Raw genomic sequence first — 16674 nt, 5'->3', positions numbered from 1 at the left:
TCAGAGGCGGCTGAAGCACCACGTTCCGATCGCCAGGGCGAGCACCGCGACGACCCCCGCGAGGGTCGCCGACGGGACAGAGCTCACCCCGTGGGCGACGGGCCTGCGCCGGCGCACGCAGGTCGCGGTCCACGCCAGCAGCCCGCCTCCGAACAGGGAGAACACCACTCCCGCGAAGATCGCCGGTTCGCTCTCCATGGCCCGCCGTGCCCCTTGTCTCCTGTCCGCCCCGTGTCAGCCCCGGGAGGCTGACACGCGCGGGCGGCGGGCAGGCGAACCCGAGGTGAACACGGGCGCGGCACAGCGGTGGATCAAGGGCGTCCGGTTCCTCACGAACCGTCTCGGACGAGGTGTCCAAATCGACTCGAATTTGTTGGCGAGCCTCCTCGGCGGACCCGATGAAGCGGCTCTCGGCGAGGGATCTCCTCCGGCCCGGCCGCCCTCTCAGCGGACCGGCTCCAGGTACCCCTGCTCGACCAGCAGCCGGATCTGGGCCGGGGTGCGGTCACGCAGCAGCACCGGGTCCTCCCCGATCAGCTGGGCGATGGCGTCGAGGATGCGCCCCGCGCTCATCGTGCCGTCGCAGACACCCGCGAAGCCCGCGCCGACCGTGTCCACCCGGGTCGCCCGGCGCATGCCGCGGTTCTGGCGCAGTACGACGTGCTCGGGGTCCTCGGCCCCCGGCAGCCCGACCTGCTCCTGCACGACCTCCGCGGCGAGCCGGAAATGCCCTTCGAGCAGCGCGGCGTCGTCGTGGTCGCGCAGGTGGTCGAGCCGGTCGAAGTGGGCCCGGATCGTGTCACCGAGCGGCTGCTCGACCGGGTGCGGCCACTCCTCCACGGTGATCGAGGGCACGGCCGCGCTCGTCCTGCGCAGGGTGATCCAGCCGAAGCCGACGGCCTTCACCTTGCGCGCCTCGAACTCGTCGAGCCACGCGTCGTACCGCGCCTGGTACTCCGCCGCGTCGCCCTGGTGATCGCCGGCGTCACGCAGCCACAGCTCGGCGTACTGGTTGATGTCCTGCACCTCGCGCTGCACGATCCACGCGTCGCAGCCCTGGGGCACCCATGACCTGAGCCGGTCCTGCCAGTCCTCTCCTTCCACGTGCTGCCAGTTGGCGAGGAACTGCGCGAACCCGCCCTCGTTCAGGCGATCGCCCGCTCCGTGAACGAGCGTGCGGCACAGATCGTCCCCGCCCATCCCGCCGTCACGGTAGGTGAGCCGCGCACCGGGAGAGATCACGAAGGGCGGGTTCGAGACGATCAGGTCGAACGTCTCGTCAGCCCGGACCGGCTCGAAGAGGGATCCCTCGCGCAGCTCGGCGGCCGCCGCGCCGGACAGCGCCAGCGTGAGGGCGGTGATGTGCAGAGCACGCGGGTTGAGGTCGGTGGCCGCCACGCGCGTGGCGTGCTGCGCCGCGTGCAGGGCCTGGATGCCGGAGCCGGTGCCGAGGTCGAGCGCGGCCGCGACGGGCGTGCGGACGGTGATGCCGGCGAGGGTCGTGGAGGCGCCGCCGACTCCGAGGACGACCCCTTCCTCACGCCGGCCGATGCCGCCGGCGCCGCCGACCGCGCAGCCGAGGTCCGAGACGATGAACCAGTCCTCGCCGCCGGGCCCGCCATAGGGCCGGACATCCACCGTGGCGGCGAGTTCGTCCCCGCCGGCCGGGGCCAGCCAGCCGCTCTCCAGGCAGGCGTCGACGGGCAGGACGTCCGCCACGCGCGCGTGCGGCACGGGCTGCTGGAGCAGGAACAGCCGGACGAGCATCTCCAGCGGCGTGTCGCCGCGGGTCGCCCGGAGCGCGGGCACGGTCTCGCTCCGGGCCAGCGCCGCGTACGCGGGGGCGCCGAGCAGGTCGAGCAGTCCGTCGGCGGTGAAGGAGGCCGCGAGCAGGGCGTCCCGGAGCCGGGCGGCGACATCGGGGCGGTCGGAGGCGGGCAGCGGGGGCAGGGGTGACTGGCTGGCGTTACTCACGCCCCCATTGTGGCCGCCGCTACGGGTGTCGCACGTGCTCGTGCCGCGGGGTATCGCGCGGGCGCTTGCGCGTGTACGGCCGGGCGCGTGCGTGCCACCCGCTACATCAAGTGCCGTCGGTGCGGTCACCACCGGGTCAGCCGTCGTGCTCCCGTCGCCCCGCCGTGTGCTGCTCGGTCCCTCAGCTCTGGGTGGCTCCCGCCGACGCCGTGGCCGCCTTGCAGCTGGACTGCTGGGCCATGGCCTGGCCGACCTCGCCCTCCTCCAGGTTCCTGAGGGCGTCGTTCCCGCTCTGGCTCAGCTTGTCCAGCTCGGTGGCGATGTCCTTCAGGCCGTCGGCGAACTTGCCCTGGTCCTTGGTGTCGAGCCCGTCGACCTGCTTCTTCAGGGAGGCGTACGAGGTGGAGATCGCGTTGAGCTCCTTGACCGCGTCCTGCTGCTTCTTCTCGCCGTTCTCGACGTCCGGCGCCCCGGCCTTGTTCACGGCGGTTCCGATCGCCTTGTAGGCGTCGGACATGTCCTGGAAGGCCTGCGCGTCGGTCTTCTGGACGTCCTCCGGCGTGCTGTTGTCGGAGGTCTCCTTCTGGATCGCGGCATTGGCCGACTCGATCTTCTTGGCCTGCGGCTGCACGGCGTCACAGACCTGCTTGGCCCAGGAGTCCAGCTTGTCGTTGCCGTCGTCGCCGCCGCAGCCCGACAGCGCCAGTACCAGTACCGCACCGCCGGACAGTGCGGCCGCGAGCTTCTTGTTCACCGGTTTGGTCCCTTCCATGGCTCTCGGCCCCGGAACATACACGCCGGATGCACGGCAACCGCACGCCGAACGTCTATTAAGACCATTTTGTAACCTTTTGCACCAAGCGAGAGAAGGCTCACGCGTGATCGTGTACCCACAAAGAGCGGGCGGGCGACGCGTCAATGCGCGCCGCCCGCCCGCACCTTGAGCCGGGGCTCGAAGGACCTCCCTACGAAACCACCGCCGGATCGGCCGACTTGGGCTCCGTCCCGGCGTTGTCTTCGTCACCCATGGCGATTCCTCGCCGCTTCGACACGTACACCGCCCCGGCGATCACGACGAACGCGAGGGCGGCGATCAGGATCCGCACCCCGATGCTCTTGTCCGGGCCGTAGGAGAACTTGATCACCGCGGGCGCGATGAGCAGGGCCACCAGGTTCATGACCTTCAGCAGCGGGTTGATCGCGGGACCGGCGGTGTCCTTGAACGGGTCGCCGACGGTGTCGCCGATCACGGTCGCCGCGTGGGCCTCGCCACCCTTGCCTCCATGGTGGCCGTCCTCGACGAGTTTCTTGGCGTTGTCCCAGGCGCCACCGGAGTTGGCGAGGAACACCGCCATCAGCGTGCCCGCGCCGATCGCGCCCGCCAGGAACGCGCCGAGCGGGCCGACGCCGAGCGTGAACCCGATGAAGATGGGCGCCAGCACGGCCAGCAGACCGGGGGTTGCCAGCTCGCGCAGGGCGTCCTTGGTGCAGATGTCGACGACCTTGCCGTACTCCGGAGTCTCGGTGTAGTCCATGATCCCGGGCTTCTCGCGGAACTGCCGCCGTACCTCGTAGACCACGGAACCCGCCGACCGCGACACGGCGTTGATCGCCAGTCCCGAGAAGAGGAAGACGACCGCCGCGCCGGCGATGAGACCCACGAGGTTGTTGGGCTGCGAGATGTCCATCATCAGACTCATCGGGGCGCCGTCCCCGCTGAGTTTCTCGCCCACGTCCCGCGCGCCGGTGAAGATCGCGTCGCGGTACGACCCGAACAGCGCCGCCGCCGCGAGCACGGCCGTGGCGATGGCGATGCCCTTGGTGATCGCCTTGGTGGTGTTGCCGACCGCGTCCAGGTTGGTGAGCACCTGCGCGCCCGCACCCTCGACGTCGCCGGACATCTCCGCGATGCCCTGCGCGTTGTCGGAGACCGGCCCGAAGGTGTCCATCGCGACGATCACACCGACCGTGGTGAGCAGACCGGTGCCGGCCAGTGCCACCGCGAACAGCGCCAGCATGATGGACGTGCCGCCGAGCAGGAACGCCCCGTACACCCCGAGGCCGATCAACAGGGCGGTGTAGACGGCGGATTCGAGACCGACGGAGATACCGGCGAGGACGACGGTGGCCGGGCCGGTGAGCGAGCTCTTGCCGATGTCCCTGACGGGGCGGCGGGTGGTCTCGGTGAAATAGCCGGTCAGTTGCTGGATCAGGGCGGCGAGCACGATGCCGATGGCCACCGCGATCAGCGCGAGGACCCGCGGGTCGCCGTCCTTGCCCAGGATCGCGGTGTCGGAGACCCCGTCGAGCTCGGAGTACTTCCCGGGCAGATAGACGAAGACGGCCACCGCCACCAGCACCAGCGAGATCACCGCGGAGATGAAGAACCCGCGGTTGATGGCGCTCATGCCGCTGCGGTCGGCGCGCCTGGGCGCCACCGCGAAGATGCCGATCATGGCGGTGATCACGCCGATCGCCGGCACCAGCAGCGGGAAGCCGAGCCCGGCGTCGCCGAAGGCGGCCGAGCCCAGGATCAGCGCGGCGACGAGGGTCACGGCGTACGACTCGAAGAGGTCGGCCGCCATGCCCGCGCAGTCGCCGACGTTGTCGCCCACGTTGTCGGCGATGGTCGCGGCATTGCGCGGGTCGTCCTCCGGAATGCCCTGCTCGACCTTGCCGACCAGGTCGGCGCCGACGTCGGCGGCCTTGGTGAAGATGCCGCCGCCGACACGCATGAACATCGCGATCAGCGCGGCTCCGAGGCCGAAGCCCTCGAGCACCTTCGGCGCGTCGGCCGCGTACACCAGCACCACGCAGGAGGCGCCGAGCAGGCCGAGGCCCACCGTGAACATGCCGACCACGCCGCCCGTGCGAAAGGCGATCTTCATCGCCTTGTGCGAGACGGTGGTCAGATCCTTTTCCGGCTCGCCTTGAGCCGGGGTGGCTTCACGCGCCGCCGCGGCGACACGCACATTGCTGCGTACGGCGAGCCACATGCCGATATAGCCGGTGGCTGCCGAGAACGCCGCTCCGATCAGGAAGAACACCGAACGTCCGGCACGCTGATTCCAGTCGTCCGCGGGCAGCAGCATGAGCAGGAAGAACACGACCACGGCGAATACGCCGAGCGTGCGCAGCTGACGGGCCAGATAGGCGTTCGCGCCTTCCTGGACCGCTGCCGCGATCTTCTTCATGCTGTCGGTGCCCTCGCCGGCCGCGAGTACCTGGCGCACCAGGACGCCCGCGACCGCCAGTGCCGCCAGTGCCACGACCGCGATGACCACGATGAGAACGCGGTTGCCATCGGTCAGTACGGCGGCTGCGAGGTCGGTGGGATGGCCCGACTGTTGTGAGAGGGAAAGCCCCGCCATTCGTCCTCCTTGACGCTTGGGCTGAGCTCAAGATGTGGACGGGATTGTAGGTACCGGAACCTGATCAAAACAGAGCGCGATAAACGGAATTGGTCTTCCGAGGTAATGCCCTGAAAGCATTCTGAGGCTGCCGCGGGGCGCGCGAATGATCGTGAACGAATTCACGCGATGAACGGCACAGGAACTACTGTAAAGGCGAGCACTGACACCCGCACATGACGAAGGGCCCCACGGGTGGGGCCCTTCGTCGAGAACGGGGTGTGCGGTGGCGGGGTCAGACCAGAATCGTCGGCGGCGGTGTGGTCGGCCAGGTCATCTTGATCAGCCCGCCGTGCTCGCCCGCGCTGACCTCGACGTCGTCGACGAGTCCACTGATGACCGCGAGGCCCATCTCGTCCTCGTCGGCCTCCCCGTCGGAGTCGCCGGGTCCGCGCTCGCCGGAGACCGCGTGCGGGGCCTCGTCGCCGACCTCGATGGAGAACTGCTTCTCCTCCTCGATCAACAGCACCTTCACCGGTGCCGAGATCCCGCCGGTCTGGTGCAGCCCGACGGCTCGGGTGCACGCCTCGCCGACGGCGAGCCTGACCTCGTCGAGGACGGCCTCGTCCACTCCGGCCCTGCGCGCCACCGCTGCCGCCACCAGCCGGGCGGTCCTGACGTGCTCGGGCAGCGCGCTGAAGCGGAGCTCAACGGTGGCCATGCATCCCCCTCGCAACTACGGGCGTGCTGTCGGGAGGCTCCGGGCCGGCGAAACCCGGGCCCCCTCGCTTGTCACTTCTGCCGAATGCCGGCCGGCCCGGGCACATGGCCCGGGACCGGTGTCAGTCGGTGGCCGCAACCGCTTCCTCGACCGAGGTGTGAATCGGGAACACCTTGGTGAGGCCGGTGATGCGGAAGATCTTCAAAATGCGCTCCTGGTTGCAGACCAGGCGCAGGGAGCCCTCATGGGCCCGCACACGCTTCAGGCCGCCGACCAGTACGCCGAGCCCGGTGGAGTCGAGGAAGTCCACGCCCTCCATGTCGACGACAAGGTGGAAACTGCCGTCGTTCACCAGCTCGACCAACTGCTCGCGCAGCTTGGGCGCGGTATATACGTCGATTTCGCCACCGACCCTGACGATCGTGCGATCGCCCATGGTTTCGGTCGACAGGGACAGGTCCACGGATCCTCCAGCACCTTGCTATCGAGCGGTCGCCCTAGGGGCATTCGGCTTCAGCCCCTGGACGCTTCGCCAGCCGCGATGGCATTCAATCACTTACCGGCAGGCGTGCACGACGCCTTGGCTCCATTGTCCGTCACGCCAGTGACACACTCGGTGCCGATGGCCAAGAATCACCGATCCGATCGAACCCCGACGGACCCCGCCTCCCGACCCGCGCCGGGCGCGGTCCTGGACCGGCTCGCGTCCGGCCCGGGCAGGGCTTCGCGCATTACTCATACGGAGCACTTGCCCCCGCGTGCGGGTCGGCATGCCGTCTGGCCGGACCGGATCCGCGCGGAGGTCGTCGCCGCCGTGCGGGCCGCGGGCATCGAACATCCCTGGGCCCACCAGGCACGCGCCGCCGAGCACGCCCTCGACGGCGACTCGGTCGTCGTCGCCACCGGCACGGCCTCCGGCAAGTCCCTGGCCTACCTCGTGCCGGTCCTGTCCACTCTCCTGGAGGGCGCCGAGGCCCCGAACGGCCGCGGCGCGACCACTCTCTACCTGGCTCCGACCAAGGCCCTCGCGGCGGACCAGTGCCGCTCCGTGAAGGAACTTTCACATCCCCTGGGCAATTCGGTACGCGCAGCCGTGTACGACGGCGATACTCCGTTCGAGGAACGCGAGTGGATCCGTCAGTACGCCAACTACGTCCTGACCAACCCGGACATGCTGCACCGCGGCATCCTGCCCTCCCACCCCCGCTGGTCCTCCTTCCTGAAGTCGCTGAAGTACGTCGTCATCGACGAGTGCCACACCTACCGCGGCGTCTTCGGCTCCCACGTCGCCCAAGTGCTGCGCCGATTGCGCCGCCTGTGCGCCCGCTACGGCGCGTCGCCCGTGTTCCTGCTGGCCTCCGCGACCGCCGCCGAGCCCGCGGTGGCCGCCCGCCGCCTCACCGGCGTGCCGGTGCTGGAGGTGGCCGACGACGCCTCTCCGCGCGGTGAACTGGTGTTCGCCCTCTGGGAACCGCCGCTGACCGAACTGCACGGGGAAAGGGGCGCCCCCGTCCGCCGTACGGCCACCGCCGAGGCCGCCGACCTGCTGACCGACCTCACCCTGCAGGGCGTGCGCTCGGTCACCTTCGTCCGCTCCCGGCGTGGCGCCGAGCTGATCTCGGTCATCTCCAAGGAGCGTCTGGCCGAGGTCGACCGGTCGCTGGCCCGGCGTGTCGCGGCGTACCGGGGCGGTTACCTGCCGGAGGAGCGCCGCGCACTCGAACAAGCCCTCCATTCGGGTGAACTGCTGGGCCTCGCGGCGACGAACGCCCTCGAACTCGGCATCGACATCTCCGGCCTCGACGCGGTCGTCATCGCCGGCTACCCGGGCACGCGAGCCTCTCTGTGGCAGCAGGCGGGCCGGGCCGGACGGTCGGGGCAGGGGGCGCTGGCCGTTCTGGTCGCCCGTGACGACCCGCTGGACACCTTCCTCGTCCACCACCCCGAGGCCCTGTTCGACCAGCCCGTCGAATCGACCGTCCTCGACCCCGACAACCCCTACGTGCTGGCTCCGCACCTGTGCGCCGCCGCCGCGGAGCTGCCCCTGACGGACGAGGACCTCGACCTGTTCGGCCCCGCCAGCGAGGGCCTGCTGCCCCAGCTGGAGGCCGCGAAGCTGCTGCGCCGCCGCACCAAGGCCTGGCACTGGACCCGCCGGGAGCGCGCCGCCGACCTGACGGACATCCGGGGCGAGGGCGGACGCCCGGTCCAGGTCGTGGAGACCGGCACGGGCCGGCTGCTCGGCACAGTGGACGCCGGCGCCGCGCACTCGACGGTGCACGAGGGGGCGGTCCACCTCCACCAGGGCCGCACCTACCTGGTGCGGTCGCTGGACCTGGAGGACTCCGTCGCCCTCGTCGAGGAGGCCGCCCCGCCGTACTCCACGGTCGCCCGGGACACGACGTCGATCTCCGTCCTGGAGACGGACGTCGAGATCCCCTGGGGCGACGGCCGCCTCTGCTACGGCTCCGTCGAGGTCACCAACCAGGTCGTCTCCTTCCTGCGCAGACGGCTCATCACCGGTGAAGTGCTCGGCGAGACCAAACTCGACCTCCCTCCCCGTACGCTGCGCACCCGCGCCGTGTGGTGGACCGTCACCGAGGACCAGCTGGACCGGGCGCGGATCAACCCGGAGATCCTCGGCGGCTCCCTGCACGCGGCCGAACACGCGTCGATCGGCCTGCTGCCCCTCTTCGCGACCTGCGACCGCTGGGACATCGGCGGCGTGTCGGTCCCGCTCCACCCCGACACGCTCCTGCCCACGGTCTTCGTCTACGACGGCCATCCGGGCGGCGCGGGCTTCGCGGAGCGCGCCTTCCACACCGCCCGCACGTGGCTGTCCGCCACCCGCCAGGCCATCGCCTCCTGCGAGTGCGAGGCCGGCTGTCCGTCCTGCATCCAGTCCCCCAAGTGCGGCAACGGCAACGATCCGTTGCACAAGAGGGGGGCGGTGCGCCTCCTCACGGTGCTGCTGGAGGGGGCTCCCGAAGCGAAGGAGGGCGCTCCGCGGGAGGAGGAGACGGCGGACGGAGCAGCTGAGCAGCCGACGGGAGGCCCGGCGAAGCCGTCGCAGGCCCCGCCCGCGCCCTGACCTCCGCCGTGAACGGCCCCCGTCCCGACGCCGCCGTGACGTCCGAGATCTGTCCGGTGACCTCGCACCGCGCGAGCCGCACGCCCTGTGCCCGGGCCACCCGGCCTGCCCGGGCACAGGCGGCCGCACCGCCCTCGGCCCAGTGGTCCGCCGCGGCGAGCGCCGCGAGATCCGCACCGCCCGCCGCACGATGCCGGATCACGACGGCCTGCCCGAGCGCGAGGACCACACCGAACACCACGCACAGGACGGCGATCGCCCCCACGCTCCAGACGGTCGCGGACCCGCGGTCCGAACCGGCGCGCCGGCCCATGGCCGCCGTCCTCCGGCCGGATCCGGCCCTCGCCCGGCGGCGCCTCACGTGCCCACCGCCTCCTCCACCGACGCCACGGCCTCCTCGCGCACGGTGAAGGACAGACCGCGCAGCACCGGCGGTGCGGCCACGACGACCACCCGGACCTGCTCCGCGTCCCGGCTGACGGTCACCTTCGCGCCGGGCGGCGCGGCCTCACGGGTCAGCTTCACGACCGCGCCGGGCGGGTCCTGGCGGGCCGCCGCACGCGCTCCCGTCCGCGCCGCGTCCACACACTGGATCTGTGCGGCCACGGCCAGCAGCCCCCACACCAGAGCCGTCGCGAACATCACCAGCACGGGCAGCACCACGGCCGACTCCGCCGTGACGAACCCCCGGTCGGCGCCCCGCTCACATCCGCGCATTGAGGGCTCCCTTCACGATGGCTTGCAGCTCCGCGCTGACCGGCCCGCTCGTGACGACCTTGTAGAGCACCACCGCGAACGCCACCGCGGCGATGATTCCCATCGCGTACTCGGAGGTGACCATCCCCCTGTCGCTCCGTGCCGTGCGCATCCCGCTCACCAGGGCACGCAGTCGTGCCCGTACCACCTGATACATCTCGACCTCCGTAGGAAAGAGTCCGAACTTCTGCTGGTTGTCGCTCACTTGCTTCCGGTCCGTCCTCGCGTCATCCACCACCCCCTCCGAGCACCCCGCCGGCGAGCCCGATCACCACGGGCAGCACGCCGACCGCGATGAACGCGGGCAGGAAGCACAGCCCGACCGGCGCACTGACCATCACGCCCGCCCGGCGGGCCCTGACCGTCGCGGCGCGGCCCCAGTCGGCACGGGCCTCGGCGGCGAGCCGTGCGACCGGCGCGGCGGCGGGCAGCCCGGACACACCGGCTCGTTCCAGCAGCCCGGCCAGGCCTCCGGCGCCCGGGAGGGCACCCAACCTCCGCCAGGCTGCACCCGGTTCCCCACCCAGCCGCACCTCCGCCGCACCTCGGGCGAGGGCATCGCCGACGGGGCCACCGAGGGCCTCACCCACCGCCTGCGCCGCGATCACCGGGCCGGCGCCCGCCGCGATGCAGGCCGCCAGCAGGTCGGCGGCGAGGGGCAGTTGCCGCGCCGCCTCGGCGAGGCCGGATGCTCGCGGGTCCGCGCCGGCCGTCTCCCGCCTCAGCCGCCACCGCCACACGCCCACCGCGCCGGCCAGCCCCACGGCGACCCCGGCGAGACCCCCGACCAGCGCCCATCCGGCGCACGCCACGCCCGCCGGGGGCAGCCAAGCCCGGGCGATCTCGCGCAGGGCCAGGCGTGGGACAGGAGCTGTCACCTCCCGGGCCCTCGACAGCCCGGCCAGTCGCCGGCGCGTCCTCCGGCGGCGCCGGGAGGTGACCAACCACCGCGCCGACCATGCGCAGAGCGCCACGATCCCCACGGCCACCCCCAGCCTGTGGACAACGTCTCCGCTCATGCCACTTCCTCCGCGCTCCGTACGATCCGCCCCACCCACCACAGCCCCAGGCCCTCCAGCACCCCGCCGGTCGCCAGGCAGCCCAGCCCCGCCCCCGTGTGCAGCAGGACGTGGAGGGGATCGGCACCGAGCGCGGTGCCGATGGCGAGGCCCAGGGCCGGCAGCCCGGCGAGCATCACCGCTGTGGCCCGGGCGCCCGCCAACTGGGCACGCAGGTCGGACCGTTGATCACGTTCGGCGCGCAAGGCGGCGGCGAGCCGGTCGAGTCCGGCCGCCAGTCCCGCGCCTTGGTCCACGGCGACCCGCCAGCACGCCGCCAGGCCGAGCAGTCCCTCGGCACCCGGTTGCCGTGCCGCCGTCGCGAGCGCGTCCGGCACATCACCGCCGAACCGCGCCGCCGCCAGCACCGTCACCTGGGCGTCCGCGAGTCCGCCGCAGTCCCGCGCGGCCCGCAGCAGCGCCTCGCCCGGCTGGCGTCCGGCCCGTACCTCCCCGGCGAGCGCCCCGCACAACGCGATCACCGCGTCGGCCCGCTGTTCCCGGTCCCGCCGCGCCCCGCCGGCCAGCCGGGCCCGCCGCAGCAACGGCACCCCGGCCGCCCCCAGGACGACCGGCAGCACCGACGCCCCGGGCACCGCCAGCACCAGCCCGGCCACCGCCGACCACCATTCGGCCCCGAGCCGCCCGCGGACGCGCCGCAGACCACCGGTCAGCCACCGCCACCCGGGCGGTCCGTGCGCGACGGCCCCGCCACCCGCGAACAGCAACCGCGCCCGCCGCGCCGCCTCCTCCCGCTCGCCCAGCAGCCAGACGGCCGCCCCCATGCACACCACCGCCACACCCGCCGACATCTCAGGCACCCCCGTCATGACCGGCCCCCAACACCGCGGCCTCGTCCGGCCCGCTCCCGCTCGCCTCACCCCGAAGCAGCCCCCGCAGCCGCTCCCAGCCCCGCTCCCGCACGAACGCCTGCGCTCCCCACCGCAGCGCCGGCACCGTCCGCACCAGACCCGACGGGTCCCGCTCCAGCACGTGCACCTCGGCGATCCGCCGCCGCCCGGAGCGGTCGCGCACCAGATGCAGCACCACCGAGAGGGCGGCCGCCAGTTGGCTGTGCAGCGCGGCCCGGTCGAGCCCGGCGGCCGTGCCGAGCGCCTCCAGCCGGGCCGGTACATCGGCGGCGGCGTTGGCGTGCACGGTCCCGCAGCCGCCCTCGTGCCCGGTGTTCAACGCGGCCAGCAGATGCACCACTTCGGGCCCGCGCACCTCGCCCACGACCAGCCGGTCGGGCCGCATCCGCAGCGCCTGACGCACCAGATCCTCGAGGGTGACGAGGCCCGCGCCCTCCTGGTTGGCGGGTCTGGTCTCCAGCCGCACGACGTGCGGATGATCGGGTCGCAGTTCCGCCGAGTCCTCGGCGAGGACGATCCGCTCGTCCGGCCCCACCAGTCCCAGCAGGGCGCTCAGCAGCGTGGTCTTGCCGGTGCCGGTTCCGCCGCTGACCAGGAAGGACAGCCGGGCGTCGAGCAGCGCCCGCAGCACGCGGTCCCCGCCGGGCGGCACCGTGCCCGCCGCGACCAGCTCGCCGAGGGTGAAGGCACGGGGCCGCACGACCCGCAGCGACAGGCAGGCGCAGCCGACGGCCACCGGCGGCAGCACCGCGTGCAACCGCGTCCCGTCGGGCAGCCGGGCGTCGGCCCAGGGCCGGGCATCGTCCAGACGGCGTCCGGCCACGGCGGCGAGACGCTGGGCGAGCCGTCGTACGGCCGCCGCGTCCGCGAACCGCACCGGCGTCAGCTCCAGTCCGCCGCCCCGGTCCACCCAGACCCGGTCCGGGGCCGACACCAGCACGTCCGTCACCGACGGATCGGCGAGGAGCGGCTCCAACGGCCCGCTGCCGACCAGCTCGGACCGCAACTGTGCGGCGGCCCCCAGGACCTCTGCGTCTCCGAGGACCCGCCCCTGCTCCCGCAGGGCCTGCGCCACGCGTGCGGGGGTCGGCTCGGCCCCGCTCTCGGCCAGCCACCGCCGCACCCCGTCGAGCAGAGCCGCGCCCTCGTATGCGGCCAGGGTGCTCATGCCGCACCCGCCTCGACGAGCGCCCGCTCCCAGAACCCCTTGCAGAACCGGGCGAGCGGTCCCCGAGGAGCGGTGCCCGGTGGCGCCGTGCCCTCGTCCGGGCGCGCCAGCCCCGGCTCGTCCGGTACCTCGCCGACCAGGGGCAGTCCGAGCAGCCGGGCCACCTCACGGTCGTCGAGTCCCGGCGGGTACGGCCCGCGGACCGCCACCCGCAGGTCCCGCAGGACCATGCCGACCGCGGAGGCCACCCGCCCCGCGGCCGCGACGGCCCGCAGCTCGGCGGGCACCACCAGCACGCCCAGGTCCAGCTGCGAGAGGACCTCGGCGACACCGTCGTCGATCCGGCGCGGCAGGTCGACCACGACCGTGCCTCCCCGGCGCCGGGCCGCCGCGAGCACCGCGCGCACCGCCTGCGGCGGGACGGCGATCCGGTCGCCGCGATCCCAGCTGAGCACCCGAAGCGAGTGCAGCTCGGGCAGCGACTCCTCCAGGGCTCCCCCGCCGACCCGGCCGCGTGAGGAGGCGAAGGCGGGCCAGCGCAGCCCTTCGGCCGTCTCACCGCCGAGGAGTACGTCGAGTCCGCCGCCCAGCGGATCGGCGTCCACGAGGAGGGTGCGCAGTCCCTCCCGCGCGGAGGTGACGGCGAGGGCACAGGAGAGCGTGGACGCTCCGGCCCCGCCCCGGCCGCCGATGACGCCCACGGTGAGGGCGGGCCGGCCGACGCCCTCGGCCACGTCGGCGATCCGGTCGACCAGCCACTGCTCACCGTCGGGCAGCATCAGGACGTGCTCGGCGCCGATCTCGACGGCCCGGCGCCACACCCCGGAGTCGTCCTGGTCCCGGCCGACGAGGACGACGCCCCTTCTGCGCGCGGCCCCGCGCACCCTCCGCGCGGCGTCGTCGCCCACCAGGACCAGCGGCGCGGCCTCCCAGCCGCCTCTGCGCTCCGGCACCCCGTGGTGCACCTCGGGTGTGGCGCCCGCCGCCGCGCACAGGCGGAGCAGATCGTCGAGGAGTTCGGTGTCCTCGGTGACGATCAGCGGTCCGCCCTGCCGGCCTCCGGCGGTCGGCGGCGGGTCGTGTGTGACGGTTCCGGCCACGGTGTCCATCCCCCTTCGCTGCGTGACGCGCGCGGCCCCTGCGGCCCCGCGATTCCCAAACGTGGGAAGAACCGACGAGCGGCCTCCCTGTGAACGGCCGACGAAAACCGGCCCAACGCCCCCGGGCACTCGGAACCGGCCATGAACTCGCCGCGAGCGGGATGCGTCGGAATCACGGTGCAGCGATCCCCGAAATCGTGTGGATCTTGGTGGATAACTGTGGACGTGCCGGGGGTTGTGAATATCGCCTTCACCCATAGCGGTGAGCCGCTCAGACCCTCTGCACGACTTCCACAGAGCAGTCTGACCACTACGCAGAGTGATAGAGCATGAGCATGTCAATGCTCGCCCAGTGCTCTGCCGGACCGGCTGTCAGGCCGTGAAAAGAAGGAGAAAACCCACCCGGACATGCGACGACCCCCGCCGGGGGGGAGAGCGGGGGTCGTCCCCACGGCCGACTCGGGGGGGGAGGAGTCGGGCCGGGTTAGCACGGTCGCGAACGATCCGTGACTTCCATGGTGTACCCGAGAGCCTTCTCAGGCAAACCCACGCGCCCCACCTTACGCCGAATGGGCTGCCCCTATGCTCTGGGACGTGGAAAACCACTCGTTGCCCCGCACAGCCGCCTTCTTTGACCTGGACAAGACGGTCATTGCGAAGTCGAGCACCCTCACGTTCAGCAAGTCGTTCTACCAAGGCGGTCTGATCAACCGCAGGGCCGTCTTGCGCACCGCATATGCCCAGTTCGTCTTCCTCGCCGGCGGCGCCGACCACGACCAGATGGAGCGCATGCGCGCATATCTGTCCGCCCTGTGCCGGGGCTGGAACGTGCAGCAGGTCAAGGAGATCGTCGCCGAGACACTGCACGACCTGATCGACCCGATCATCTACGACGAGGCGGCCTCCCTGATCGAGGAGCACCACACCGCCGGACGCGACGTCGTCATCGTGTCCACGTCGGGCGCCGAAGTGGTCGAGCCGATCGGCGACCTGCTCGGCGCGGACCGTGTGGTCGCCACCCGCATGGTCGTGGGCGAGGACGGCTGCTTCACCGGCGAGGTGGAGTACTACGCCTACGGCCCGACCAAGGCCGAGGCCGTCAGGGAACTGGCCGAGTCCGAGGGATACGACCTCAGCCGCTGCTACGCCTACAGCGACTCGGCGACCGATGTGCCGATGCTGGAGTCCGTCGGCCATCCGCACGCCGTGAACCCGGACCGGGCGCTGCGCCGCGAGGCCCTCGCGCGCGGGTGGCCGATCCTCGACTTCCACCGCCCCGTCCGGCTCAAGCAGCGCATCCCGGCGTTCTCCGTACCGCCGCGTCCGGCGCTCGTCGCGGTCGCCGCCATAGGCGCCGCCGCGGCCACCGCGGGACTCGTCTGGTACGCGAACAGGCGCCGGGCGACGGTCGCTTGACCTGGAGCGACGCACCGCCCTATTTGAACCCAAAAGTAAAGAAGTGCAGTCTGGACTTCCGCTCACTGCGGGTCAGGAGTACAAAGGACTCAACGGCCCGCGAGACCAAGGACATCCGCGAGGATCACCTTTTTAACGCATTTGGCCCCACGGACCGAGCATGAACACCGGGCACCCACGCGACGTCGACCCGTCGAATACGGGCCAGCCGCACCAGGTGACGGGCAAAGTTCCCGGCCTGATGGGCATATATCGAGGACGCTTGGTAACCCGATGCTCATGCCAGCGGCGGTACGAGAACTCGTACCGCCGCATCACTTTTTCCGCCGGGCGATATCAGGCCGCTCCGCGTTGCAGCGCCTCGCACACCGCCATCGACTCCCGGGCCCCCAGTTCGACGGCCCTGCCGCAGTGGGCGATCCAGGCGGCCACGCCCTCGGGGGTACCGGAGACGTACCCGCCCAGGGCCTTCAGGTAGGCGTCGCGTCCCAGCTCGGCGTGGCCGACCTCGGCCGCGCAGACCGACTTCGGGTCCAACCCGCTGCCCACCAGGACGATGCGTTCGGCCGTGCGCGCGACCAGGCCGTTGTGGGACGTGAAGGGGCGCAGCGCGAGAAGTTCGCCGTGCACGACGGCGGCCGTCACCAGCGCCGGTGCGGAGCCGCCGGCGATGATCAGTCCGGCCAGCCCGTCCAGCCGGCCGTGCGTCTCCGCGGCGCCCGGCAGCGGCAGCCCGACGACCGGTTCGTCGACCGGCTCGCCCTCCTTGCGGGGCCGCCCCACCTCGTCGCCCTTGCCGGCGGCCGCCACCAGGTGCAGCCGGGCCAGTACACGCAGGGGCGACTGCCGCCAGATGGAGAGCAGCTGGCCCGCCTCCGCGGTGAGCCGTAGGGCGGCACCCACGGTGCGGGCCTCGTCGTCACCACTGAAGTCCGTACGCCGGCGCACCTCCTCCAGGGCCCAGTCCGCGCCGGACAGCGCGGCCGAGCCTCGGGCGCCGCGCAGGGCGGCCTCGGAGGTGATCGCGTTACTGCGCCGCCGCATGACCCGGTGCCCGTAGACCCGGTCGACGGCCTTGCGTACGGACTCCACGGAATCGGCCACTCCGGGCAGCGCCCCCAGGGCCGCGAGGGGATCGGCGGTCGCGCCTGCTGTACTCATGAGTACG

General features: G+C 72.2%; 15 protein-coding genes and 1 pseudogene. 2 read left to right on the top strand and 14 right to left on the bottom strand.

Annotated elements, in window-relative coordinates; translation table 11 throughout:
* The 6 genes from ACFY9E_RS15355 to bldG form a co-directional block, all read right to left on the bottom strand.
* Nucleotides 1–198, bottom strand: a complete 198-nt coding sequence (locus ACFY9E_RS15355) for a hypothetical protein (RefSeq protein WP_390983424.1) — start codon at nucleotides 196–198, stop codon at nucleotides 1–3.
* A gap of 246 nt (nucleotides 199–444) precedes the next feature.
* Entirely contained in the window at nucleotides 445–1974 is a 1530-nt protein-coding gene (locus tag ACFY9E_RS15350; RefSeq protein WP_390983421.1) for a methyltransferase, read from the bottom strand.
* A 181-nt stretch (nucleotides 1975–2155) separates the two neighbouring features.
* On the bottom strand, nucleotides 2156–2746 hold the full coding sequence (locus ACFY9E_RS15345; protein WP_390983418.1) for a small secreted protein: 591 nt from the start codon (nucleotides 2744–2746) through the stop codon (nucleotides 2156–2158).
* 193 nt (nucleotides 2747–2939) lie between these two features.
* Nucleotides 2940–5345 carry a sodium-translocating pyrophosphatase gene (locus ACFY9E_RS15340; RefSeq protein ID WP_390983415.1) on the bottom strand — a complete coding sequence of 802 codons (2406 nt, stop codon included), beginning with the start codon at nucleotides 5343–5345 and terminating at the stop codon, nucleotides 2940–2942.
* A 274-nt stretch (nucleotides 5346–5619) separates the two neighbouring features.
* Entirely contained in the window at nucleotides 5620–6045 is a 426-nt protein-coding gene (locus ACFY9E_RS15335) for an ATP-binding protein (RefSeq protein ID WP_390983412.1), read from the bottom strand.
* A gap of 121 nt (nucleotides 6046–6166) precedes the next feature.
* On the bottom strand, nucleotides 6167–6508 hold the full coding sequence (gene bldG, locus ACFY9E_RS15330) for an anti-sigma factor antagonist BldG (RefSeq protein ID WP_003991900.1): 342 nt from the start codon (nucleotides 6506–6508) through the stop codon (nucleotides 6167–6169).
* A gap of 78 nt (nucleotides 6509–6586) precedes the next feature.
* Between bldG and ACFY9E_RS15325 the strand changes: the two genes are divergently transcribed.
* Entirely contained in the window at nucleotides 6587–9136 is a 2550-nt protein-coding gene (locus ACFY9E_RS15325; RefSeq protein WP_390983409.1) for a DEAD/DEAH box helicase, read from the top strand.
* On the opposite strand, the pseudogene ACFY9E_RS15320 reads toward ACFY9E_RS15325, so the two are convergent.
* From ACFY9E_RS15320 to ssd, 7 genes and pseudogenes are all read right to left on the bottom strand, one after another.
* Nucleotides 9042–9449, bottom strand: a pseudogene (locus ACFY9E_RS15320) (Rv3654c family TadE-like protein); the annotation flags it as partial. The gene ACFY9E_RS15325 and the pseudogene ACFY9E_RS15320 sit on opposite strands and share 95 nt — an antisense overlap.
* A 44-nt stretch (nucleotides 9450–9493) precedes the next feature.
* The gene (locus ACFY9E_RS15315; RefSeq protein ID WP_390983407.1) at nucleotides 9494–9853 is read right to left on the bottom strand and encodes a TadE family type IV pilus minor pilin; all 360 of its coding nucleotides are present in this window, start codon (nucleotides 9851–9853) and stop codon (nucleotides 9494–9496) included.
* On the bottom strand, nucleotides 9840–10049 hold the full coding sequence (locus ACFY9E_RS15310) for a DUF4244 domain-containing protein (protein WP_390983708.1): 210 nt from the start codon (nucleotides 10047–10049) through the stop codon (nucleotides 9840–9842). Before ACFY9E_RS15310 ends, ACFY9E_RS15315 begins: the two co-directional genes overlap by 14 nt.
* 70 nt (nucleotides 10050–10119) lie before the next feature.
* Complete coding sequence (locus tag ACFY9E_RS15305; protein WP_390983405.1) at nucleotides 10120–10911, bottom strand: type II secretion system F family protein; 792 nt, start codon at nucleotides 10909–10911, stop codon at nucleotides 10120–10122.
* The gene (locus tag ACFY9E_RS15300) at nucleotides 10908–11780 is read right to left on the bottom strand and encodes a type II secretion system F family protein (RefSeq protein ID WP_390983402.1); all 873 of its coding nucleotides are present in this window, start codon (nucleotides 11778–11780) and stop codon (nucleotides 10908–10910) included. The genes ACFY9E_RS15305 and ACFY9E_RS15300 overlap by 4 nt, the downstream gene beginning before the upstream one ends.
* Nucleotides 11764–12990, bottom strand: coding sequence for a TadA family conjugal transfer-associated ATPase (locus tag ACFY9E_RS15295; RefSeq protein ID WP_390983400.1), 1227 nt, complete (start codon nucleotides 12988–12990; stop codon nucleotides 11764–11766). Before ACFY9E_RS15295 ends, ACFY9E_RS15300 begins: the two co-directional genes overlap by 17 nt.
* Nucleotides 12987–14099, bottom strand: a complete 1113-nt coding sequence (ssd, locus tag ACFY9E_RS15290; RefSeq protein ID WP_390983397.1) for a septum site-determining protein Ssd — start codon at nucleotides 14097–14099, stop codon at nucleotides 12987–12989. Before ssd ends, ACFY9E_RS15295 begins: the two co-directional genes overlap by 4 nt.
* Before the next feature lie 573 nt (nucleotides 14100–14672).
* Here ssd and ACFY9E_RS15285 point away from each other — a divergent pair.
* Nucleotides 14673–15506, top strand: a complete 834-nt coding sequence (locus tag ACFY9E_RS15285; RefSeq protein WP_390983394.1) for an HAD-IB family hydrolase — start codon at nucleotides 14673–14675, stop codon at nucleotides 15504–15506.
* Between the two features lie 336 nt (nucleotides 15507–15842).
* On the opposite strand, the gene ACFY9E_RS15280 is transcribed toward ACFY9E_RS15285, so the two are convergent.
* Nucleotides 15843–16667 (bottom strand): oxidoreductase, encoded by an 825-nt coding sequence (locus ACFY9E_RS15280; RefSeq protein WP_352115495.1) that lies wholly within the window; start codon nucleotides 16665–16667, stop codon nucleotides 15843–15845.
* Nucleotides 16668–16674: the final 7 nt, after the last annotated feature.

The organism is Streptomyces sp. NPDC012466 (assembly GCF_042955215.1).
Classification (GTDB): Bacteria; Actinomycetota; Actinomycetes; order Streptomycetales; family Streptomycetaceae; genus Streptomyces.
The sequence above is the reverse complement of the archived record's forward strand: the minus strand, read 5'-3'. Positions and strand labels throughout refer to the sequence as shown.

What these genes read in the sequence shown, in the direction of transcription:
- ACFY9E_RS15355 (WP_390983424.1), bottom strand. Translation starts at nt 198, where the DNA reads ATGGAGAGCGAACCGGCGATCTTCGCGGGAGTGGTGTTCTCCCTGTTC.
- ACFY9E_RS15345 (WP_390983418.1), bottom strand. Translation starts at nt 2,746, where the DNA reads ATGGAAGGGACCAAACCGGTGAACAAGAAGCTCGCGGCCGCACTGTCC.
- ACFY9E_RS15340 (WP_390983415.1), bottom strand. Translation starts at nt 5,345, where the DNA reads ATGGCGGGGCTTTCCCTCTCACAACAGTCGGGCCATCCCACCGACCTC.
- ACFY9E_RS15335 (WP_390983412.1), bottom strand. Translation starts at nt 6,045, where the DNA reads ATGGCCACCGTTGAGCTCCGCTTCAGCGCGCTGCCCGAGCACGTCAGG.
- ACFY9E_RS15325 (WP_390983409.1), top strand. Translation starts at nt 6,587, where the DNA reads ATGGCATTCAATCACTTACCGGCAGGCGTGCACGACGCCTTGGCTCCA.
- ACFY9E_RS15315 (WP_390983407.1), bottom strand. Translation starts at nt 9,853, where the DNA reads ATGCGCGGATGTGAGCGGGGCGCCGACCGGGGGTTCGTCACGGCGGAG.
- ACFY9E_RS15310 (WP_390983708.1), bottom strand. Translation starts at nt 10,049, where the DNA reads ATGTATCAGGTGGTACGGGCACGACTGCGTGCCCTGGTGAGCGGGATG.
- ACFY9E_RS15305 (WP_390983405.1), bottom strand. Translation starts at nt 10,911, where the DNA reads ATGAGCGGAGACGTTGTCCACAGGCTGGGGGTGGCCGTGGGGATCGTG.
- ACFY9E_RS15300 (WP_390983402.1), bottom strand. Translation starts at nt 11,780, where the DNA reads ATGACGGGGGTGCCTGAGATGTCGGCGGGTGTGGCGGTGGTGTGCATG.
- ACFY9E_RS15295 (WP_390983400.1), bottom strand. Translation starts at nt 12,990, where the DNA reads ATGAGCACCCTGGCCGCATACGAGGGCGCGGCTCTGCTCGACGGGGTG.
- ssd (WP_390983397.1), bottom strand. Translation starts at nt 14,099, where the DNA reads ATGGACACCGTGGCCGGAACCGTCACACACGACCCGCCGCCGACCGCC.
- ACFY9E_RS15285 (WP_390983394.1), top strand. Translation starts at nt 14,673, where the DNA reads ATGCTCTGGGACGTGGAAAACCACTCGTTGCCCCGCACAGCCGCCTTC.
- ACFY9E_RS15280 (WP_352115495.1), bottom strand. Translation starts at nt 16,667, where the DNA reads ATGAGTACAGCAGGCGCGACCGCCGATCCCCTCGCGGCCCTGGGGGCG.